Annotated in this window: 15 protein-coding genes; 9 read left to right on the top strand and 6 right to left on the bottom strand. The window is 41.1% G+C overall.

Annotation, left to right across the window (positions count from 1 at the left end; translation table 11 throughout):
- Positions 1–317: 317 nt before the first annotated feature.
- On the top strand, positions 318–770 hold the full coding sequence (locus tag Q0954_RS25360; RefSeq protein ID WP_299461766.1) for a hypothetical protein: 453 nt from the start codon (positions 318–320) through the stop codon (positions 768–770).
- Between the two features lie 48 nt (positions 771–818).
- On the opposite strand, the gene Q0954_RS25355 is transcribed toward Q0954_RS25360, so the two are convergent.
- The 3 genes from Q0954_RS25355 to Q0954_RS25345 all read right to left on the bottom strand — a co-directional run bounded on the left by Q0954_RS25355 (position 819) and on the right by Q0954_RS25345 (position 7,579).
- Entirely contained in the window at positions 819–4,019 is a 3,201-nt protein-coding gene (locus tag Q0954_RS25355; protein ID WP_299461764.1) for a S41 family peptidase, read from the bottom strand.
- A 392-nt stretch (positions 4,020–4,411) separates the two neighbouring features.
- Complete coding sequence (locus Q0954_RS25350) at positions 4,412–5,803, bottom strand: sensor histidine kinase KdpD (RefSeq protein WP_299461762.1); 1,392 nt, start codon at positions 5,801–5,803, stop codon at positions 4,412–4,414.
- Positions 5,804–6,037: 234 nt separating this feature from the next.
- Entirely contained in the window at positions 6,038–7,579 is a 1,542-nt protein-coding gene (locus Q0954_RS25345; protein WP_299461760.1) for a SpoIIE family protein phosphatase, read from the bottom strand.
- Positions 7,580–7,583: 4 nt separating this feature from the next.
- Here Q0954_RS25345 and Q0954_RS25340 point away from each other — a divergent pair, with 4 nt between their 5' ends.
- Positions 7,584–7,754, top strand: a complete 171-nt coding sequence (locus tag Q0954_RS25340; RefSeq protein WP_299461758.1) for a hypothetical protein — start codon at positions 7,584–7,586, stop codon at positions 7,752–7,754.
- Here Q0954_RS25340 and Q0954_RS25335 read toward each other — a convergent pair.
- Positions 7,747–8,121: a DUF423 domain-containing protein gene (locus Q0954_RS25335; RefSeq protein WP_299461756.1), complete on the bottom strand. Its 375-nt coding sequence runs from the start codon at positions 8,119–8,121 to the stop codon at positions 7,747–7,749. The genes Q0954_RS25340 and Q0954_RS25335 overlap by 8 nt on opposite strands.
- Before the next feature lie 211 nt (positions 8,122–8,332).
- Between Q0954_RS25335 and Q0954_RS25330 the strand changes: the two genes are divergently transcribed.
- The 5 genes from Q0954_RS25330 to Q0954_RS25310 all read left to right on the top strand — a co-directional run bounded on the left by Q0954_RS25330 (position 8,333) and on the right by Q0954_RS25310 (position 14,191).
- Positions 8,333–9,508, top strand: a complete 1,176-nt coding sequence (locus Q0954_RS25330; protein WP_299461754.1) for a glycosyltransferase family 4 protein — start codon at positions 8,333–8,335, stop codon at positions 9,506–9,508.
- Positions 9,509–9,706: 198 nt separating this feature from the next.
- Positions 9,707–10,858 carry a hypothetical protein gene (locus tag Q0954_RS25325; protein WP_299461752.1) on the top strand — a complete coding sequence of 384 codons (1,152 nt, stop codon included), beginning with the start codon at positions 9,707–9,709 and terminating at the stop codon, positions 10,856–10,858.
- A 75-nt stretch (positions 10,859–10,933) separates the two neighbouring features.
- Positions 10,934–11,977 (top strand): hypothetical protein, encoded by a 1,044-nt coding sequence (locus Q0954_RS25320; RefSeq protein WP_299461750.1) that lies wholly within the window; start codon positions 10,934–10,936, stop codon positions 11,975–11,977.
- A 334-nt stretch (positions 11,978–12,311) separates the two neighbouring features.
- Complete coding sequence (locus Q0954_RS25315; protein ID WP_299461748.1) at positions 12,312–12,527, top strand: hypothetical protein; 216 nt, start codon at positions 12,312–12,314, stop codon at positions 12,525–12,527.
- Between the two features lie 416 nt (positions 12,528–12,943).
- Entirely contained in the window at positions 12,944–14,191 is a 1,248-nt protein-coding gene (locus Q0954_RS25310) for a tetratricopeptide repeat protein (RefSeq protein ID WP_299461746.1), read from the top strand.
- Positions 14,192–14,270: 79 nt separating this feature from the next.
- On the opposite strand, the gene Q0954_RS25305 is transcribed toward Q0954_RS25310, so the two are convergent.
- On the bottom strand, positions 14,271–18,434 hold the full coding sequence (locus tag Q0954_RS25305; RefSeq protein ID WP_299461744.1) for a DUF445 family protein: 4,164 nt from the start codon (positions 18,432–18,434) through the stop codon (positions 14,271–14,273).
- A gap of 349 nt (positions 18,435–18,783) precedes the next feature.
- On the opposite strand from Q0954_RS25305, the gene Q0954_RS25300 reads away from it, so the two are divergent.
- Positions 18,784–20,265 (top strand): ATP-binding protein, encoded by a 1,482-nt coding sequence (locus Q0954_RS25300; protein WP_299461742.1) that lies wholly within the window; start codon positions 18,784–18,786, stop codon positions 20,263–20,265.
- Between the two features lie 67 nt (positions 20,266–20,332).
- Here the strand turns inward: Q0954_RS25300 and Q0954_RS25295 are convergent, their stop codons facing one another.
- Positions 20,333–20,779, bottom strand: a complete 447-nt coding sequence (locus Q0954_RS25295; RefSeq protein ID WP_299461740.1) for a hypothetical protein — start codon at positions 20,777–20,779, stop codon at positions 20,333–20,335.
- Between the two features lie 144 nt (positions 20,780–20,923).
- Between Q0954_RS25295 and Q0954_RS25290 the strand changes: the two genes are divergently transcribed.
- Positions 20,924–21,598 (top strand): PspA/IM30 family protein, encoded by a 675-nt coding sequence (locus tag Q0954_RS25290; RefSeq protein ID WP_299461738.1) that lies wholly within the window; start codon positions 20,924–20,926, stop codon positions 21,596–21,598.
- Positions 21,599–21,927: the final 329 nt, after the last annotated feature.

Below are 21,927 nucleotides of genomic sequence, written 5' to 3'. Positions count from 1 at the left end.
TACAGCTTTGCTGTGCCGAGTTTATAAATCCCCCGAATCAAGTTCGGGGTTGTGAACCGAACTTGTTTCGGGGCTCTACCAACGGCTAAATTTGATAATATATAATCAGGAAAATCTCGTAAAAGCTCACAGTCCTCCGAGAACAAGCTCGGAGCTGCGAGCCGAACTTGATTCGGGAACCTGATTAATGAATTTTAAACAAGCTCTTACAATTGTTTGAACAATTACCCGAAAACTTAGAATTATTTTTGGCAGCCAAGGCAAAGTTTTTGTGCCCAATAAATCAACATTTGAGGTAATTATTAAGACTTGACCTAATGAAAACAGCCAACAACTATGATGACTGGGTAAAGGTAAAAAGCAAGAAAGAGATCAGAGCCCTGAACCCAAAAAACAATGATTTGATTTGGTACGCTGGGTTATGCGCCCATCACAAAACCCACCCATCAGAGTGTATGCATCACACGCCCATTACTTTGCAGGAGTTTTTTAGGCGAAGAAACCAAAAACAACGCAAAAAAATAAAGAAAGTATACTACCGCCGTACCACCGCCTCTACTATGGGTTTTTGGGCAGGTATACAGTACCAAACACAACAAAATGTGGCAGTTATTGCCAATTTTATCGTGGTGTTATTAGTGATTGGGTATATATTTTTTGATATCCACTCACACTCCACCCATTTGCCAGGGGCAAAGCACAAAACAGCCCACAGCGATACATTAAAGAACGCCCAATTTTCGGATGGGTTAAATGTCTCAAAGCATTGAACAAAATAAAAACCGCCCAAGTGCTGAACCTGAGCGGTTTTGCACACCTTATTTTTTTGTGTCTATTTGCTTGAGCAATACTTCTACCGCTTTTTTCAGCTGAGCATCTTCTTTTTTAGCCCGGTTATCTGGTACATTATCTAATACAAAGTCAGGCACGGCGGGTCCCAGTTCCATGTTTTTTTCGGTAGCTTTTACATACCAGGCTCTAAACGGCATCCGTACCCGCGAGCCATCTATCAAACGATGGCTGCCAGTAGAGATAACTGCCCCAAAAGTAGGCGTGCCTACTAGTTTACCTATGCCCAGGTGTTTATAAGCATGCGAAAATATTTCGGCATTTGAGTAGCTGTTTTCGTTGCACAAGGCTACCGAAGGCTTCACCCAGGATGACAAAGGTAAGCGCTCGCTAAACGGGTAATAGTTGCGGTATTTTTTATGCTCTTTTTGTAAGCTTTTTACTGCCCCACGTGGAATGGTATAGGCGTGTTGGCGCACATTGAGTACCGCCATCAAGTAGTCGGTAGTCCAACCCCCCCCGTTAAAACGTACATCAATCACAATACCTTCTTTGCCATAACCACTTGCCATCAGTTCGCGTTCAAACCGCTCAAAACTTGGCATATTCATTCCCCGGATATGGATATAGCCCAAACGTCCCCCAGAATACTTTTTTACCAAAGCTTTCTGGTTATTTACCCACTCTTCATACAAAAGACTAGAGAGGCTTTTTATGGGGCGAATGATGACCTCACGGATGCCATTTTTTCCTTGTACCGTCAACATCACCCGTTCATTTTGGGTGTTGGTTAACAACGAGTAAAAGTTAACCTTATCATTGACCTCCTGCCCGTTTACTTTGGTAATGATCTCACCTTCATTGAGTTTGCTACGGATTTTGTCGGCGGGGGCATGCCTAATCACATGTGCTATTTTTACTCCTGTGGTTACTGGTACCACTTCAGCCCCCAACAAACCAGTCCGTTCTCGTTGAATGGTTTCAGGGTTAGAACCATACAAACCCATGTGACTGGCGTTGAGTTGCCCCAGCATACGGTTAAATATCATCCGGAAGTCTTGCGTAGTAGAAGCTGCCAAAGCCCAAGGTTTGTATTTTTTGCGCAAAGCAACAAAGTTTTGTCCGTGAAAATCAGGGTCATAGAAACCAGCCTGGAGCGCACGCCAACCTTCTTCAAACATTTGTATTCTCTCTTGGTGATGGTCAATCATCATTTTGGCTTCATGAGGGAGAGCAGTTGTTTTTTTTGTCTTGAGCAACGTTTGTTGCAACACACCGTTTGCCAAAAAGTGCAGCTTTTTGCCTTTCGGCGATAGCAATAATCCATAAGGGTTTTTGCCCCTTTGGGTAAGCATTTTTGTTTGGGAGCCATCCCATTTTACCTGATACAAATCATATTGATGGTTACGAGCTATGGGGTTGGTTGCTGTAAAGTAAAAAGTGTGCCCTTTATTGCCAATAGCCAAGCCGCCTTCATCGCCAGGTAGTGCGGTAACCCTGGCTACCCGATGATGGATATTTTCAAAATCGATGTTTACCGGAGCATTCTTTTTGGGCTTGCTCTTTTTCTTGTCAGGGTCATCATAGTACCCACCTTCTTCGTGGTCTGATTTTGATTTTTCCCAATCTGCCCGGTTCAACCACACAAACCATACATCATAGTCATTGATACGGTTAGACATAAACGCCAGTTTCGACCCATCCGGACTCCATACTGCACCGTAATCGCCACGAGGATGCATACTTATATTTACCCCTGGCTGGCTATTGTCGGCAGCCTGAATGTATATTTCTTGATTAAAATTAAGGTCAGTAAGTGAGTAAGACAACCAACGACTATCAGGACTCCAGGCGATTCCTCCTGGAGTTGCCCAACCTTTTACCAATACTTTTTCATTGCTAAGTTTGCCTGTTGCCGATATACTAGCTACCACCAGTTCGCCTCTGCCTCGTCGATAAGCTATTTTTTTGCCATTGGGCGATAGTGTAGGTGCAAACTCCTCTGTCTTGGTTTGGGTAAGTTGTATCACTTTGGTTTTAAGTGTTTTATACAGGTTATTTTGTTTTTTGTCTATCGATCGCACCAAGTATAAGTCTCGTTGCCCGTTACGGTCAGAGATAAAAACCAGGGTAGAGTCATTGAGCCATTCAGGTGATTCATCACGAAAAGCATGGGCAGACAAATTCACCGCTTTGCGCTTGTCTTTAGCAGTAGGTTTTATAAATATTTCACCCCTAATTTCTACTGCCACATATTTGCCATTGGGTGCTACCTTATAATCAGCCACCCCATTGCGGTAAGTCTGGTGGGTAACCTGGTCAAATCTATAGTCATGGGTTGCCTGTATGGTCAGTTTTTTAGCCTTTCTTTCATTGGCGTTCATTGTATACAAATTTATCTGGCGCTCAAATATCAATTGATTGTTACGGCTTACGCCAAAATAGCGTATGCCATCGTTGGTATATCGGGTAATTTGACGTGCATTACCGTTGGCAGTGCCATCTGCCTTGAGTTTTTGTTGATAAATATTATACTTACCACTTTTGGCACTTATATAATACAAAGTATTATCATCGCTCCAAGCTGGTTGAAACTCATTCGATGGGTCGTTGGTCAGCTGGGTATATTGTTTAGTCTCGTTGTTATATATCCACACATTTCTGTTGGCAGGGCCCCGGTAGGCTTCGCGTACAGTGCCACAAGTACCACGTACAAAGGCAATGAGTTTGCCATTAGGTGATTGGGTCGGCATGTACCCTTGAGCATCCAGCATTCTTTGCGGAGTACCCCCTTCAGCACTTACTTTGTGTATTTCACGTTCATAAGCAATTTGGCGATAAGCCCTGACCCGCGAAGTAAACAAAACCTCGTTTTGAGCTGTCCAGCAAGTGGCTTGGTCGCCGCTGCTGTGGTAAGTAAGGCGTTTGGTAGCTCCTCCGTTGGCTGGAATGGTAAAAACATCGTAATTGCTCGCCCGGTTGCTACTAAAAGCAATGTGTTTGCCGTCAGGGCTCCATATAGGGTTGGCATCGTACCCTCGGTGAATCGTGAGGCGGCGGGCAACCCCACCATTAGCAGCCATTACCCATATATCTCCCTGAAACGAAAATGCTACTTGATTGCCGTCTGGACTAATGGCGGGCTGAGTAGCAAATATAGTTTGGGTTTGTGCCTGAATAACACTGGCTAACCCCCACAGGAAGCAAGCTACTAGGTAAAATTTTCTCATGTTATATATGTAAAAGGTTTGGTGTATAAGTAGTCATTATTACTGGAATGTCAATGCATATCCAGAACTACAAGTATAACTAAAATGTTCATAATAAGCCCGTTAGCATAGGCAATTGAAATTTAATATTTGCATCAAGTGTTTTAAAAGCCTACTTGCCTATCCCTGCCAGGCTTTTCGAGGTCTGGCAGGGATAAAACGCTATTTTATTAAAAATCTATTGACTACACTATTATGCTTATTATGTGATACTTCAGGTTATGATTTGTATAACCTGAGGCATGTAGCGGGTGTTTAAAGGGGGAACACAGGTGAAGGATCATTTATTATTTAAATCGTCTTTTTCAGCTTCTCAGGAATAAATGATGGAAAGGTCGCCTCCAAACTGAAACCTATTTTTGACTCTCCAAAACAGGTGCTTTGCGTGGCAGGGTAAATTTAAAAGTAGTGCCTTTGCCTTGAGTACTTTGCGCCCATATTTTTCCTTGGTTCTTCTCCACAAACTCTTGGCAAAGCAACAATCCCAATCCCGTACCTTTTTCGTCGTCAGTCCCCTCAGTAGTATAAGTATGGGTGCTGTCAAACAAATAGGGCAACGCATCAGGCGGAATACCTACACCATTGTCTTGGATAGCCACCTCAACATAGCCTTTATCTATTGCTTGAGCAGTTACCCTCACCTCACCATCTTGTTGGGTAAACTTAATAGCATTAGCACTCAGGTTTCTGATCACCAACGCTACCATGTGTGCATCAGCAAACACCTTTGTTTCGGCAGGAACATCGTTATACAATCCAATATTTTTATTTTGTGTAGCAGTCAGTACCTTAAGGGTATCTGCGGTTATATCGTGTAAATTAAGTAATTCGGGAGTAAACTTTACCTTTTCCATTTGCATCATAGCCCATTGCAAAATGTTTTCCATGAGGTAGCGGGTGGCTTGCATTTTATCGCGTAATTCCAGGGTAAGCACCTGAAGTTCTTCAGGAGTAATGGCTCCTGCTCCCAATAAGGTAAGCGTGCCTTGTAGTGTATTGAGTGGACTTTTGAGGTCGTGCGAAATGATAGACAACAACTTGTCTTTGAAATGACTCAGGTCAGAAAGTTCTGCTTGCTGTAAGCGTATGGCTTCGTTTTTTTGCTTAATCTCATGATTCTTGGCAATCAACTCTGATCTTTGGTTTTTCAACAAACGGTTGACCTTTCGGCGTTTGATATTTACTACAATATAGGCACGTATCATAAAAAAAGTAATGACTGCTATAATACCTGCATTGATTGTAAAGAAAAATTTCTGGTTGATGTGGCTCTGTAGTATTTGTGGGGTGCGTATTTGCACCTGATGATCGATAAAAGCGCTGGCTACCAGCAATAGTATAAACCAGACGATCCAGTAATTGGCGCGCTCTATATGGGTAAATGATAAAAGCCCAAACAGTGGTATAAACGACCACAACATAACCGCGCCTGTAGCCATGTACCCACCCAATGTCCACTGGTACACAAAAGGCAGTGTCATGCTGGTAAGGATTTGAATAAATCGAACCACCTTAAAGTTTTGTGAAGCATACAAGTACCACATGCTAAGCAGTGTTGCTACCATAAAACCTGCAGGAATAATAGCTACATTGTATAAACCATAAGCAATGCTCAATCCTACCCATAGCGAGGCTCCAAACATAGTAATACCAGTAAATATGTGAAAAGCATATTTAAAGCTACGAGGGAACTGCCGAAGAAAATCTTCGTCATTAAACTTATTGACAAATTGTTGAAATAGCATTCAGTGCTTTTGATGAAGTTTTGGGTAAAGAAAAACCGCCATGTTTTTTGTTAATTTTTAAGTAGTGCGCAAGAAGCATTCAAACAAAAATACAAATGATTTGTAAAATATTCTAAGAGTTGAAAAACTTGTTTTTCCTTTTGATTGATATTTTTATGCGTGCTTGTTTGGTATAGGGTACAGAAGTGCGCTTCTACGAAGTTTTTGCCTGGCATCATTCAACCCAAAAAATGCTCAAACCTTGACTCCTACCACCAACACATCATCTGTTTGGTAGTTGTTCTTTCGCCAGGCTTTGAGCTCTTGCTTGAGCAATTGTTTTTGTTCGGTCAGCGGCAACGAACTTATGCTAAGCAATAATTCCCTAAAACGCCTTTTCATATACTTTTTGTCTTCTCTGCCACCAAACTGGTCTTGAAACCCATCCGAAAAAATGTAAAATACATCGCCGGGCTGAGTTGTAATGTAAGTGTTCTCAAAACTCTTACCATATTTGTATTGCCCACTACCAATAGGAAACTTAGATCCCGACACCTGATGCATGATGCCGTTTCTTACGTACCAGAGCGGGTTTTTTGCGCCCGAAAAGACCAGTGTATGGTCATCTTGGTCGAGCATCATGAGTGACATGTCCATACCGTCGTTTAGGCTGGTATTGCTGGTAAGGGCATGTACAATTTTTTTGTCGAGAGTAGTGAGTATTTTGGCAGGGTCGGTCAGGTGGTGTTGTAGTACAATCTCGTCTATAAATACCTTACCCATTACCGTCATGAAAGCCCCTGGCACCCCGTGCCCAGTGCAGTCAATGGCTGCAATAAGAATTTTTTCGTTTTCAAACCCTTGAAAAACCCTTTGTATACCATCAAAGGTACTTATTTCTTGATATATAGGCTTGGCTTCTGTTTGGGTAAACCAAAAAAAATCACCGCTGACAATATCTTTAGGTTGGTTAAGGACAAACGACTCAGGGAGCACTTGCCGTAAACCTTTAGAAGAAGAGTGCAAAGCCTTTTGAATGTTTTTGGCATAGTTGATACTCCCCATCATAGCCACCCGTTTCTGTTCTATTTCAATGGTTTGACGCTGCAGTTCGTCATTAATGCTTAATATCTCTTCGTTTTGTTGTTCTATCTCAAAGTGGCGTTCCGACAAATCATGTTTTTGTTGTGCCAGTTGTTGGTTCATCAACTTGGTGTGGCGATCACTTTTGATAAAAAACTTGAATAGAAAAAAAGTAATAGAAGCAATCATGCCAATATTAATGGTGAGTAATATTCGTTGTACCTGGGCAACTTTGAGGGGAGCAGGAGTAAACTCAGCCAAGTAGCCATCAGCCATTGCCGAGCCTACCAATAACATAATAAACAATGCCCACCAACCATTGCCCTCTTGAGCCTTTGAGAAAGTAAGCAAGGCAATAAGGGTAAGCATCGACCAAAGCATAACCACACCAGTAGCATTGAACCCGCCCAACAGCCATTGAAACAAAAAAGGCAATAACAAACTAAACAGCACTTGTACAGAACGACATCGTACAAAATTTTCGCGTTGTAGTAAATACTGCAGGTTAACAAAGCTGAATACAATATACCCAAAGGGAATGATAGAAATCAGGTAAAAACCAAATAGAAGGCATAATATACCCCACATCAGACCTCCGGTGTTCATCATTAATAAAAAAAAGAAATAGGCTTTTTTAAAGTCGGCAGGGTATTGGGCAAGAAAAGACGCATTGTTGATTTGCTGGCGTATAAACTGGATAGAAAGCAACGGCATGACAATGGTTTTTTATAAAAAAAGGTTGATTTCTATATTGTCACGCAAATATCGTGGAAAAGATAAAGTGAGAGAAGAAGAAAGTTTGAAAAAAAAGATTAGCCCCTCTTTTTTCGGTGTAGTAGATAAAAAGAAGGGGCTGGTAGCACATGATACTGAACGTTGGTTTATTTAGCGTTCCAAACCGCTAAAAACAAAAATACCCAGCCAATAATAAAAGCAGTGCCACCTAATGGGGTAATAGCACCCAACCAACGGATGCCCGTAAGCGAGAGTACATACAAGGTACCCGAAAAAATAACTGTACCTATGATAAATGAGTATCCTGCATAGGTTAAATATTTGTGGGGCATTTGCAAAATAAGTATGCCTACTATGCAAAGCGCCACTGCGTGAAAAAATTGGTAACGTACTCCAGTTTCAAATACTTCTGTATAGTTGTTTTGTTCTAATACTTTTTTTAAAGCATGTGCCCCAAAAGCACCTATTGCTACCGAAAGCCCGCCAAGCAAGGCGCCAGCCATTAAAAAAAACTTATGCATAAATATTATTTTAAATCAGCAAAACAATTCAAGACTAATCGTTGATTATGAGCAAAGTTATTATAAATTTTGAGAGCTTGACGAAGTTTTTTCAAATTGAATTTTAATAGCGCGACAGACCATCAATTTTAAGCTATAAGATAGGGGCATTTTGTTCAAAATGCTTTTATATCACTTGCTATTTGTAGCGCGCCACTTGTTGCACACAAATATGATATTACAACAAACCCACAAAGCCTTATATGCTGCGTTCGATGTGTACCCTTCAGCAAAAGGAGCAGCCACTCATATTTACCACAATGCTCAAACCCTGTTTGACTGGAAGGAGGGAGGGTGGTTGTCGGTAGTAGGCAACGAAAAACTGTTGGACTACCAGCAAGAAGGCAATGTAGAAATTACCCGGTTTTCGGAGCAAATACCCAACTACCTGGTAAGAGGCCAAGCCTATAGCCAACACTTATACGATTTGCTGGAGACACAACCTCGGCTGGAAATATGCCATTTTAGAGACCACTGGAGCGGAGTGCCTGTACTGATGCACAAACAGCACCAAAATCGGAGCTATCAAACAGTATATGAGGTCAATGGCTTACCTTCTATAGAGTTGCCCTATCGCTATCCAGCTTTATCGGCGCGTACATTAGAAAAGATGAAAAATCTTGAACAACTTTGCTACCAACAAGCCGACTTTGTCATTACCCCCTCTGAGGTGATCAAAAATAATTTGATAAACCTTGGGGTAGCCCAAAAAAAAATTACCGTGATTACCAATGGAGCAGAAGTTCCCAACACCTTTGGCAAACCAGTTCATCCCCCCAAGGGTAGGTATGTTATTTATTTTGGTGCTTTGCAGCCCTGGCAGGGGTTTGATGTATTGCTCAAGGCAATGGTATACCTTGCCGACTATGACGATTTGAGTTTGGTTGTGTGTGCGTCGACCAAACAAAAAAAAGCCAGATTTTACCATAAAATTGTAGAAAAACTAGGGCTCACCAACCGGGTAATATGGCAGTATCAGTTACCCAAACGCACACTATACGACTGGGTACACGGGGCAGAGTTTTCGTTGGCACCACTCAAAGAGTGCTCACGCAACCTTGAGCAAGGTTGTTGCCCTTTAAAAATACTAGAGTCTATGGCAGTGGGCACCCCAGTGGTGGCTTCTGACCTTCCGGTAGTGAAAGAGATTATCTCTGATGCATCACTGGGCAAGTTGGTGCGTGCAGACCGCCCCGCTGAGCTGGCTAGAGCCATGCGTATTTTGCTCGATTATCCCCACCTGCGCCAACAAATGAGCGAGGCAGGCAAAGCACACATCAAGGCACATTTTACCTGGCAACAGAAACGCCAGGAACTAAGCGCGTTTTATTCACGTATAGTGGTGTAGTCTTTGACAGTCTCACATAGTGTTAGTAAAGACGCAGTACCGAGGATTGATTTAAGTAACGTGTTCGCAATAACTGTCCGGTTTAGAATAAATCCGCTTTACTGCCTTTCGTTATTTTTATTGCCCGTAGCGCTGCTACGCTCGCAAAAAATGTCTCAGTCAGTCGTGCGTATTTGCCCTAAAAAACAGAAACTTATTTTGAACACGTTACTAAACATGAATGCACAGGTTTTGAATACAATGATTGCCTATCAAGCAATTGCCCGCACCGAAAAAATATATAAACAACTCAGCCATGAGCAACGGAAAATTATTGACGACCAAGCCATTGAAGGGAGCCATACACCTAACGAATGGATTGATTTGATCGCGAAAATTGTGCAGTACGATGCGATGGCAGACGAAGCCCGTCAGTTTAAAATAGACCGTCCTATTCCCTCGCGTGATGCTTTGTTGATGATTGGTGGGGTAGTAGCAGGGGTATTTGTGTTGGCTTTCCAGTTGTGGGCGTGGGTGGCAATGGTGTTGCCCTTGTATTGTTTGTTGGTTTTTGCGTATTTTTTATTGCCTGTGGGCAAAAAAGTTTTAAAAAAAGAAGCAAAGCAAAGAGCCATGGCAGGAAAGTACGCCCATCTCTTGTTTGACTACTCTGATTTGCCCAATCACTTTCGTAAATTTATCTTGCCTTTGATTCGTGAACTGGCCACTATGATGAACAGCCACGACAAGTTGGAGCTACATGTAAACCTGGGACCAAAAAAACAGGCAAGCCACCGTACCGAGCGCGAAGATGAACCCTCTAACGAAGCGTATGATGCTCCCGAAAGCTATGTATACGAAAATTCAGAGTTTTATAATTACCCTTTGATGAATATTCACGCCAAGCTCAAGGATGGCAGCTATTTGAATTTTAATATCGAAGACATGATTCGCAACCGCCGTTACATCAGGAGGGTATTTGTAGAAGATGACCAAGACGAGGAAATATGGAAAGGTACTATGCGCATATCTTATCATTTGCAGGTGTTGCTGCGTAAAAACCGTTATGACCTTGCTTCTAAACATGCCCACAAGTCAAGTAACTTAATGGTAGACAATGCAGATAAAACCGTGCTTGACCTGAGAGCCCGCGACAATGCGTTTTTATTATCTTACGTAGATGGAGACGATACCCACATACTCGATATAAAGGCAAGTACTGTAACCAAGCTCCAACGTTATTATTATTTTGGCGATTTTGAAATAGATCAGGAACTATACTACATTCCAGATATAGACTTTTTTAAACGGCTGTTGCGTATTATCAAGCATCAGGTCAAACCAATAAAAAATATAGCTGACACCAGATAAGTGGCCGAAAGGCATTGAATATTACTTATCTGTGATGAGCCATATTATTTGAGCTAATCAAAACTTAAGCATAAAATGATGTCTTCTTCTTTACTCTCTACTGACCTACAGGCTAAGTATGACCTGATTGAGAACCTGCATGATCAATATACTCATTTGCCAGACGATGTGCAGAGTGCCATTAGCCAGGAATTGCTCACAGGTAAAAAAAACAGCAGCGAATGGCTTGATATAGTACAGCAAATGATTGCTTACAAATATGAAGCGCGTCAGGTAAATAGCAATCGTTTCTTAGAGAAGCCAATGTCTGCCAAACAATTGATCAGGAATGCTTTTTGGCAGGCAGTATTGGTTATTTCTATTCTTTGGGCAGTTGTAGAGCACACGGGGCTTTATTCGCTTTCATGGCCTTTGTTTGCCTATGTTGGAGTTATATTGCTGGCAGGAACAGCTTATGCCTTAGTAAAGATGGTGCAAAAAAAAGAAGTACTCAAAGAAGCTGGAGTACGTGTGGCTGCTTATAAGAAGTATGCTCCTTTGCTCAAAAAAATACGGGCTGCAGAGTCAAAGATTGCTGCCACCTATGAGAAATTTTTATACCCCATGTTGGTCTTGTTCAAAGAAGAGCTTCCCTCACAGCACCTGCTTAGCTTACACTTTAATACTGTTCATTGGAAATTGAGCCAGTACAAAGTAGACCAACCCGACCCCCAAGCGCCAAGACATGTGATTAGTAGTGAGTTTTACGAGATGCCTGTATTTGAGGCAATGGGTAAGCTTGCTGATGGAGCCGTCATGCAATTGCAGGTATTGAGAATAGTGCGCGTGCGTAATATTCGCAAGGTAAATCCGCGCGGCAAAATAAAATATAAAACCAAAACCAAGTATAAGTTGTTGTACAAAGTACAGTTAAGCTTGCCAACTCAAGCTTATCAATTGGTGCCTCATAGTATAGAAACACCTGCCGAAAACATCAAGGTTCAGTTTGCCTCGAGTGAAAAACGGCATACATTCAAAGTACAACAAGTAGAGGTACGCTCCAGTAACAACCCTTTGCCAGAACACAAAGTGTTGATAGAACTACTAGGGTTGATATACCATCAGGTTAAATCCGTTTAACCCGTTTTTTGTAGCGTCAAGTTGTACTGAGTTGTTTTCTTTGGATGCTAGTATTATTACCTATATAGAAATATAGGGAAGAATAAAGACTTAAAACAAAGAAAAAAAAGGTGTGAGAAATAACATAAATTTAAAAATAATTTTCTCCTTGATTATGAGTTAGTTAGCAGTTTTTAAGTGTTTTAGTTCAAGTCAGACTTCGAATTATGCAAAACTTTGCGCCTGCATTTGACGTAATAAAAACGCGTGTTTTAGTGATATAAACACACAGCTATACTACATCAATTAAAAATTAAATTGTTTTCGACCTTAACTTATTAAACAGCGTATTCTTATGCTTCAGTACACCAAATTTATTCTACATAAAATGAGCTTTGATCAAATATTATTTGAAAAAGAGCTTAGGAAAGCCATTGGGTTAATGACTAGTGAAGAATGTTTAGAGCTGAAAGCCTGGTGCATCACTCAATTTGGCGACAAATTTCAAGACACTATTTCTTTGGTATTTGCCAAAGATGAACAACAGTTGAACACACAACTGGTAAACTAATAAAGGCAAAGCCGGGAACTACCTAAAAAGTACCTGGCTTTGTCCGTTAACACTCCTGCTGTTTTTTTCTTATAACTTTACTTTTGCACACAATTAATTTTTACCCCTCTTTTGCTTGTGTAATGTATTGTCACTCCTTTGTATACCTTTTTTATCTGTTTTTTGAGTAAAGCTTCTCAATTAATAGTGCAGCGTTCGAATTTACCTGTTTTCACACCTATTTGCTAACTTCTTGTTTCATAGCATTTTATACAGATGATCGTGTGCCTTTCTTTCTTTATAAAATACAAATATTAGTTTTTATCAAATAACTTACACTGTTTACCTGAGTTTTAGTGCTCTTACTCTATCTCTGGCGTTTTTTTTGCCTGTTTGTAACCCAACAAACTACACATAATGGCAAATTCTTTAATTTGATGAAAAAGATAATATTCATACTTACTATAATTACACTAAGTATAGCACAATTAAGCGCCCAAAATAAAGCAAAAATTGATAGTCTGCTCCAAAAGTTACCAACTGTAAAAGACTCAACAGAGGTGGATGTGTTGAATGGTTTGGCACATGAGTACCTACTCTTTAAAGACAAAGAAAAAGACAAACAGGCAGAGGATTATATTACCCGCTTGTTGAGTATTTCCCGAAAGTTGAGTTATGCAGAAGGCTTGGCGGTAGGTTTGAGAAATCTGAGCGTGATTAACATGCGTCATGGTGAATACCGCAAAGCATTGCGTGATTTGTTTCAGGCATTGGCTATGGTAGAAGACACTGGCAAAGAGGTAGATCAGGCAGTATGTTTTCGATTGATTGGAGACTGTTATGAGCAAAAAGAAAACTTTGGTCAAGCCATTGACTACTACATCAAGTCTTACCAGCTATACGCCAAGCTCGACATGGAGCGCAAAACCATTGACCTGGTAAACGACCTGGCAAGCTTGTATCAAAAGGAAAACCAAAACGAGCAAGCCATTACATTTGCCAACCATGGGTTGATGTTAGCTCAAAAATATAATCAAAAAGAAGACGTTAAAGAATCTTACCATATATTGGCAAAGGTACACAAAACCACCAAAGAGTTTGACCTTGCCTATGAGTATCAAGAAAAGTACGCCAACATTAAAGATAGTATAGCCAAAGAACAAAGTCTTGCCGAGTTGGCAAAGTTAGAGGCAAACCATAAGGCACAAGAGCAACAACGCATAGCCAAGAAAAAACAAGAGCAACGCAATAACCTTCAATACCTGGGTATTTCAGCGTTTTTTATCTTACTTTTTGGTGGGTTATTTTTCGTAGGCGATGTGGCCATACCGCCTCACATGATGCGTAAAATGATTTTTATCGCCTTATTTCTTACATTCCAGTTTTTGTTATTATTACTTAACCCTATTTTGCAGGAATACGCCGGAGGAGTGGCCTTGTTCCGACTGTTGATCAATGGGTGTTTTGCCTTGGGATTTGTGTTTTTGATCAGGTACCTTGAAACGCGCATCAATATGCGTTTAGAGAAACGTATCCGTCGCCGCATAAAAAAAAGAGTACAAAAAAAGTTGAGTAAGCAAGAGATTGCCGCAGCAAAGAAGGAAAAAATGAAAGAAAAAGCAGAAAAAAAAGAAATGAAAAAATCATCTAACAAAGGTATGGAAAGCAATATGGCTACTTCTTAACAAAAGATAATACCCTGATAAAATAAAGCGCTACAGCAAGGTGAAGAGCCCTGAGGTAGCGCTTTTTTATTAGATCCAATTACCCTGCTCCCAATAGTTTTAGCAACTCTACTAAGCCAAAGTCAATGGCAAGCCCGAAAATAATACCAAAGCCAAAACCATAGCCAATCAAGTATTTGAAGTACTTACCAGCAAAACCATAAAATAGTTTTTCTAACTGTTGGGGGTGCATGTTTTCAATCTCAGTAACTACTATTTTTTTAAAATCTACCGAATTGATCAATTCACTGATATTGTTTTCCAGTGAGGTGAAAATAGACTTGGTCAGTGTTTTTACCAGGTACTCTTTGGTAGGTGTAGCAATGCTTTGGGTAATCTTGGTTAAATTTTGTTCAATAAAGTTTTCCAGTTCTTTTATAATCACTTCCTTACTTTTAGGATCGTGCAAAAGCTGGTGTAATGCCGCCGAAATGTCATCTTTAAACACTCCAAGGTCGAGCATGTCACCCAAAGATTTGGTTTTGGCACGAGCCACCATTTTTTCAATTAAAATACGTTGGTGATTCTGAAAACCAGGAGATTGGATCAGAAACTTTGCCACCCTTTCGTTCAACACATCAAAGGTGTCGTTATCTAGCCCCTTAAGCAAGTTGTTAAGAGGAGTGGGCAATAATCTGCGACGAATAATTTGCCCCAATAACATACTTAACGGGCTGGCTATAGCCGAAATGTTCTGAGGGTTTTGTAATTGCATTTTTATAAAGCCGAGTACCAGGTTGAGTTCTGGCAAAACCACCGACTGAGAGTAGCCCACCAACTGGGCGGCATTGGCATTGAGAAATTGATTGATTGGTATTTTAAAAATTCTTTCCTCCAATACAATGTCAAGCAATTGCTTGATTCTAAACAGCAACAACGAATCGTTGAGTACAAGGTCTATTCTCTGTTTTAGATTGTCGGTATCCAGTCCTACATCGTGTTGTATGTCAGCAATGCGGATAGAGCCCAGCGTGACTATTTCTTCGTGAATAATTTCGTGAATACTGTCAAATTCGTTCTCAAAAAAATCAGGAATTCCTTCTTCAATCAGGTTACTGGCCGATCCTTTGATCGAGCCCTTATAAGTCCAGGCGAGCGAGTTTTGCGCATAAGCATCTTCGTACACTTTATCGGCTATATCGTCTTTGTTTTCTTTGAGCCAATCGAGCCCTACATGAATAATTTGTTTTAATATATTATTCAGGTTGTTTTCCAGTAACTGAATGAGCTTACCACCCAGTAAGTCTTTGATTTGAACTTCATCGTTAAACTCTGCAATTATTTTTTCATTGATCAATGCAAACGCCCAGTCCTTGAGCTGAGGGCTTTGTAGCTTTTTCTTAATAAAACCAAAAATTTGATCTTTTAATTTTTGAGTTTGCGATTCCCCCAGTAAGGTATGTAAGTCTTTGGCGAGCAGTTCATTGAGTTTGCCGCCCAATTGGGGCAGGTTTACCAATTCTAGCACTTTAGCTACAGTGAGTTTGCCACTGAGTTGACCAAATTGTTGTTCTATGAGTTGTTGCAGAAACTTCTCCAGGTGATCATTGATGTTTTGAGGAAGCATTTCTCCCAGCGTAGGGTTGCTTATTCGAGTCTTGTCTATGCGTCGTTCTATCAGGCTTTCCAATGAATGTTGAAAACTGTCTCGGTTGAGGTATTGCACCAGACGGTCTTCTATGCCAGTAGTATCCAGTTCGGTCAGTTTCCAATCTTTGTATTGGCTAATCACCTGCCCAATGCCACTGGTAATGCTTTCTTCCTGCGAAAGCAGGTAGTCATACAGTTTGTCCCCTACATTTTGCGCAATTCCCTGTTCGTTGCTTTGGATTAACTTTTCCAGAAAAACATAACGGTTCTTACCTAGCATTGCCAAAAAACGGCGCTCTATGATTTCCTGATTTTTGGCAAAATTGCCCTTAAGAGTATCCTGATTGAGCAGGCTATCTCCAATAAAACGCCCCATACTTTCGGCAAAGCGAGCTTTGTTTTTTGCCACTACCCCAGGAGTAAACGGTAAACGACGCTTTATAAAAGGAATTTTTACTGGCTGGTAAGGTCTGAATATCATTTTAATGGCAAGCCAGTTGGTGCCCCAACCTGTAGCCCCGTAAGCTGTAGCTGGCACAACTATTTTGGCGGCTGACTGACCTACTGTAGGCAAAAAGTTGAGCAGCCCACCAGTAACTGCCCCCAGCAAGGCTCCAAAATAACTAATAGGTTTGAGTTCTTTACCCAGCGCCTTGTAGATCATTCCTTTGAGCTTATTGTCAGGCAGGTTGGCAAGGTTATGTTTTACCAAATCTTCTACCCGTCCTTCCATCAGCTCGCTTAGGTTGCCACTCAGATAACTTTGCAAATACCCTGAGAGTTGTTGGTCGAGCGATTTGATGCTCCCCAACTGTTGAATGTAATGGCGTAACTTATCTTGTTTAAGGTGTTGGGTTTGTTCTTGGAGCAGGTTACCTATCATGCCCAGCATCCACTGATGCAATTGTTTGTTTTGCTCTACCCTTACCAAAGCATCCAGCGAGCGTTCATCGGCATAATTGACAATGGCTTCATTGATCACTTTTTGCAATTGAGGGTGGCTTTTCTGAAGAATGGTGCTCAGTACCCCTCTTACTTCTTTGGTATACTTGCCCAATTGCTCTCCTTTGAGCACATTACCTAGCGGTTGTTTGGCCAGTTTATTTATAAGCGTTTCTAAATTGCTTTGTGCAAATGTGCTTACTTTGTCACTGTACAACCATTGGCTTTTCAGGTTCTTGTCTATCAGGTTTTGGATAAACTTCTCCAGGTTTTTCTTAATATCTGCTTCTGATACAAAGCTGTTGAGCTTTCGGTCAAACAACTCTTTGAGGGAGTCTACTTTTAGGTTTCTGATTACTTTGAGTAAACTGTCTTGAATAAGCGGAATCACCGTATCAAGCATTCTTTCCTGGTTAATGCTCTTGATGATGTCGCCAATGGTGGTTTTTTGCAAATAATTAATGAGGTACTCAGAGGCTTGGCTGGCTATTTTTTCTGGCTCCTGCTTTTCAATAATGTCAATAATCTTTTGCTCAACCCCCACATAGTTGCCCACATTGCCCACAAAAATATTGACCAATAGTTTTTTGAGCGCCGAGGTGTTTTTTTGGAAACTTTGCTGAATAATTTCACTGAGTTTGCCTTTTTTTTCTTTAAGCCAGGGAACGAGCTTGGCAATGATGTTGGGCAGTTTGGTGGCAAGAAAATTCTCCACACTTATTTTAAGGTTGCCCGACAGCAAATCGAGAATAGTAGAGGACTCTTTTTCCAGAGTGTTGAGCAAAAATTTAAGTATACTTTCTATGATATCTTGCCCTACATCATTATCAAATATTTTCTCTACTTCGGCCACCAACACCTTAGGCAAGTGCTCTATCCGGGTTTCGCCCAACAAGTCATAGAGCTTTTTATTGCCCACTTGTTTACTGATGGTTTCTATGAGCTGAGGTATATTGAGGGTACGCAACGATTGCTGAACGATTTGATCTATGCTATCTGCATAGTTGTGTTTGAGCACTTCATGCAAATCGCTAAAAATGGCGTTGCCATTGCCTGTAAGAGTTTGGAAGTCTTTTTCGCTAATAAAATCCAGCACACTTTTTTGCTGAATATCCTGCATCAGTTCCAGAATAAAGTCATCTACATAATTAGTTTCCTCGTCAACAAACTCCTGAATAACTTGAGTGAGTGCCCCTGCGACATGCTGGCTTTGTTTGCCCGACAAAATTTGTCCCAGTGGCAAGTGCCCTACACTATGCAGCAATACGTTTTCGAGAGGAGTAGATAAGCCCGTAACCATTGTTTGGCTTAGGTTGGCAAATGACTGGTCGATGTATGGAATATCTGCTACGGTAAACCCAGGTGGAACCTGTGCAATCAGTTTGTCAGAAAACAAATCGTTGAGAATGTTGTGGAGGGTTTCAGTAAAGCCATTTTTTTGAAGCTCACGCTCAAGTGCTTGGTGGTGAATAACATCGCTCTCGACAAGTTTGCTTATCTGACTTTCAAACTCCGCCCTTTCTTTCACTACTACTCCTCCAAGGCTAAACTTTTTCTTTTTAGATATTTTCACCTTAAAATACTCTTGAAAGAGCATTTGAATTGCCAGGTAATTGGTAATGTAGCCTACAACTGAGCCAGCCAGTATTTTTGAAAAAATTCCACCTATCATATAAATGATTTATTGGTTAAATTTGGTAATGACCTACTTGATTATTTATGACGCGCTAAGATACTATAATCTTACATATTCTATCTACAACTTTGTTGAAAAGCCATAGGCGTGTTTCCTACTACTTACAAAAAAGATACAAAAGCCTTGAAAATGAGCACTTATGCAAAAAATGGCAGAAAACCTTACGTGTTTTGGCACTTGGTAGAGCAAAGAATTGTGGAAATACGAAATTTTGTCTTTTTTAGCAGATGCATTTATAATACAATGCCTAAAAGCCCTTCAGAAAAGAGGTGAAACCAGGCATTTTTCTCATTAAATCAGCAAAAAACTACCATTAACATATTGAATGGATATAGATAAACTTTATGTAAACCGAGACAATCATTGGTTGGCATTACATCAGGAGTTAGAGTGGCTAGATGGGGTATTGAAAGTACGGGATACCCTCTTTAGAAATGATGAAACCGTCTTTAATTTTGAAGCGTTGGTAAGCAGTGTTTCCGCTCCACCCATCAACCCGATAGATTTCAGACCCTCACGTTATGCGGCATTACTTGAAGAAGTTTTTGCCCGTACGCCGGATAACATTATCCTCAACGATTTTCACGTAACAGAAGGCACGCTTCGATTTATACAATATGCCGAGCGGATTATATTATTGTTAGCAATGTGTCCTTACCTGCGTCCTGGGTTGTTGGATTACTTCAGAGTACAAGACGATCTTGGTCGTGATGTGGTAGAGTTTGGCGGCATTCATAACTCCAGTAATTTTAAAGGTTTTTTGCCTACTGGCGAAACAGCCATGCACATATTGGCGGGCAATGACTTGAGGAAAAGAGCCTTGGTACAAGCCGTGATCAACCCCCAACACTACTTGTTTAGGCAAGGCATTTTGTCTTTATCACGTACCATGGGCAACGAGCCCCCTTTGGGCAGCCAGTTGATTTTGTCGGACGAATACATTGATCGCCTGGTAAGGGGCAAAGACTATGTACCCCAATACAACGAGTCTTTCCCTGCCACGGTGCTCACCACCGACAAAACCTGGGACGACTTGTTTTTGAATGAGCGCGAAGGTGAGATGGTAGAACAGGCGCGGCAATGGGTAAAAAACTACGACAACGTGCGTAGCATAGTAGGCGACAAAGCAATGAAGGGCTATAGAGTGCTGTTGTATGGACCTCCTGGCACGGGTAAAACCATGACCCTTGCGTTATTGGGCAAAGCCACTGGTAAGCCTTTGTATCGGATCAACATCTCGAATATTGTAGATAAATACGTAGGTGAAACCTCCAAAAAACTGGAGATGTTGTTTTTACAAGCTGCCAATAAAGATTGGGTGTTGTTTTTCGACGAGGCAGACGCCCTGTTTGGTAAACGAACCAGTACCAGTTCGGCGCAAGACCGCTACGCCAACCAAGAGGTGAGCTATTTGTTGTATAAATTTGAAGAATACGAAGGCATGATCTTTTTGTCTACCAACAAAGGAGTAGATTTGGATGAAGCCTTCTCTCGTCGTTTTGACACGCAAATCCGTTACAGCGACCCCGACGAATTTACCCGTCGCCGTTTGTGGGAACACCTGTTTATCAAGCGCGAGATATTTGACCTTGACCCTGCCATCAAAGTAAACGAACTTGCCGAAAAAGTGGAGGTAACTGGGGCTTGGATAGAAAAATTTAGAAACTACTGTGTATTACAGACGGTGTCTAAGGGTACTAACAACCTGAGCGCCGCCGAGTTTCGTCAGTATTTGTCTACCCAGCTAAGTACCCACGGTGGCTCAGTGCGGGGCAACATCCGCGATTTGTTTCGCAACAAGCGTTAAAAACGCCTGTTATCAGCATAAAAAAAGCCCACTTGAGGAGTTCTTGAGTGGGCTTTTTTTCATTTATTTACTTCACTGTGATGTTTATCCCAGCCGAACCAGGCAATTGGTTAATGTCGCTCCCTTTAAATTGAATGTGATAAGTGCCTGCTTTGGTAATAGGGTAATCTTTGCCCAGGGAAAAACTTACTTCAGTAGATTTGCCACTGGACAAGGTTTGGTAATCGTCAGCTTCGGGGGTGCTACGTTTTGCCATAATGCCCTGATAGTCTACTCCGCTCACACTGAGACAATTGCTGCGAAGGCCTTCAAAAGGTGTATGCCATTTGCAAAACTTATAAGGCTTGTTAGTATTGTTTTTTACTACCATCTTGAGGCGAATATCTTCGCCTACAGCATAGGTGGTTTTTTCAGGGACAAGGGTTACAGTCACTTGCTTATTGTTGGTTTGAGAAGAAGAAGCACAAGCAAACAGGCTTACACTTAGTGATAGAATATAAAGGTAGATTTTCATAAATATTTGAGTAGAATGCTTGACCATAAGTTACAGTAATGCCAAGCAAATCTCAACTATTTTATGACTAAAGTTTTTCCCACCTGCAATATTTTTGTATTATGGATCCTCGTATTACTTACCTTACAAAACTTACTTTTACTTATGAGCATTTTTAAACGGATTGCCGATATTATTCGAGCTTATATCAACGACTTATTTGATAAAGCCGAAGACCCTGAAAAGATGATTAAACAGATGGTTATAGAGATGGAAGAAGGGGTGGCTAAGTCGACAACTGCTTTGGCGAAAGCCCTGGCAAGCGAAAAACAATTGGAGCGAAAATATAAGGGACTGGCAAATAAAGCGCAAAATTGGGAACGCAAGGCAATGATGGCACTACAGAGTGGCAACGAAAGCCTGGCACGTCAGGCGTTGATGCAAAAAGCCACGCTTACAAGACAAGCCAATGAGTATCAGAAAATGCTAAAAAATGCTTCGGCAGCCACCAAGTCGTTGCGTAACCAGGTAGATGCGCTCAAGTCTAAACTCAAAGAAGCCCGCATGAAGGAAAGCACCTTGTTGGCACGTAGCCAAATGGCTAAAACCCAACAGCAACTTGCCAAGCAATTGGGAGGGTTTGACATGGACAATAATTTTGCCCGATTTGATAAGTTTGAAGAACGCATACTCAAAGCCGAAGCAGAAGCCGAAGCCATGGTAGAACTTGCCGATGAGAGTGGAGGGTTGGATGATGAATTTAAAGCCCTGGAGCAAAGTTCTTCTATCAATGATGATTTGGCACAATTGCGCGCCAAAATGAATATGGGGGGAGTTTAAGTCGATAAATAATCGATGATGAGTTTTTAATTACGAATGAGGGAATTACGAATAAGCGCAAAGCGTAGTTAATTACGAGTTGAACAATTACGAATTACGAATGAACGCAAAGCGTAGTTAATTACGAGTTGAACAATTACGAATTACGAATGAACGCAAAGCGTAGTTAATTACGAGTTGAACAATTACGAATTACGAATAAACGCAAAGCGTAGTTAATTACGAGTTGAACAATTACGAATGAACGCAAAGCGTAGTTAATTACGAGTTGAACAATTACGAATTACGAATGAACGCAAAGCGTAGTTAATTACGAGTTGAACAATTAC

The sequence above is a fragment of the uncultured Microscilla sp. genome (assembly GCF_947493425.1).
Taxonomy (GTDB): Bacteria; Bacteroidota; Bacteroidia; order Cytophagales; family Microscillaceae; genus Microscilla.
The sequence above is the reverse complement of the archived record's forward strand: the minus strand, read 5'-3'. Positions and strand labels throughout refer to the sequence as shown.

Excerpts from the sequence above, each read along its gene's own strand:
- Q0954_RS25360 (WP_299461766.1), top strand. The coding sequence starts at position 318 with ATGAAAACAGCCAACAACTATGATGACTGGGTAAAGGTAAAAAGCAAG.
- Q0954_RS25355 (WP_299461764.1), bottom strand. The coding sequence starts at position 4,019 with ATGAGAAAATTTTACCTAGTAGCTTGCTTCCTGTGGGGGTTAGCCAGT.
- Q0954_RS25350 (WP_299461762.1), bottom strand. The coding sequence starts at position 5,803 with ATGCTATTTCAACAATTTGTCAATAAGTTTAATGACGAAGATTTTCTT.
- Q0954_RS25345 (WP_299461760.1), bottom strand. The coding sequence starts at position 7,579 with ATGCCGTTGCTTTCTATCCAGTTTATACGCCAGCAAATCAACAATGCG.
- Q0954_RS25340 (WP_299461758.1), top strand. The coding sequence starts at position 7,584 with ATGGTTTTTTATAAAAAAAGGTTGATTTCTATATTGTCACGCAAATAT.
- Q0954_RS25335 (WP_299461756.1), bottom strand. The coding sequence starts at position 8,121 with ATGCATAAGTTTTTTTTAATGGCTGGCGCCTTGCTTGGCGGGCTTTCG.
- Q0954_RS25330 (WP_299461754.1), top strand. The coding sequence starts at position 8,333 with ATGATATTACAACAAACCCACAAAGCCTTATATGCTGCGTTCGATGTG.
- Q0954_RS25320 (WP_299461750.1), top strand. The coding sequence starts at position 10,934 with ATGATGTCTTCTTCTTTACTCTCTACTGACCTACAGGCTAAGTATGAC.
- Q0954_RS25315 (WP_299461748.1), top strand. The coding sequence starts at position 12,312 with ATGCTTCAGTACACCAAATTTATTCTACATAAAATGAGCTTTGATCAA.
- Q0954_RS25310 (WP_299461746.1), top strand. The coding sequence starts at position 12,944 with ATGAAAAAGATAATATTCATACTTACTATAATTACACTAAGTATAGCA.
- Q0954_RS25305 (WP_299461744.1), bottom strand. The coding sequence starts at position 18,434 with ATGATAGGTGGAATTTTTTCAAAAATACTGGCTGGCTCAGTTGTAGGC.
- Q0954_RS25300 (WP_299461742.1), top strand. The coding sequence starts at position 18,784 with ATGGATATAGATAAACTTTATGTAAACCGAGACAATCATTGGTTGGCA.
- Q0954_RS25295 (WP_299461740.1), bottom strand. The coding sequence starts at position 20,779 with ATGAAAATCTACCTTTATATTCTATCACTAAGTGTAAGCCTGTTTGCT.
- Q0954_RS25290 (WP_299461738.1), top strand. The coding sequence starts at position 20,924 with ATGAGCATTTTTAAACGGATTGCCGATATTATTCGAGCTTATATCAAC.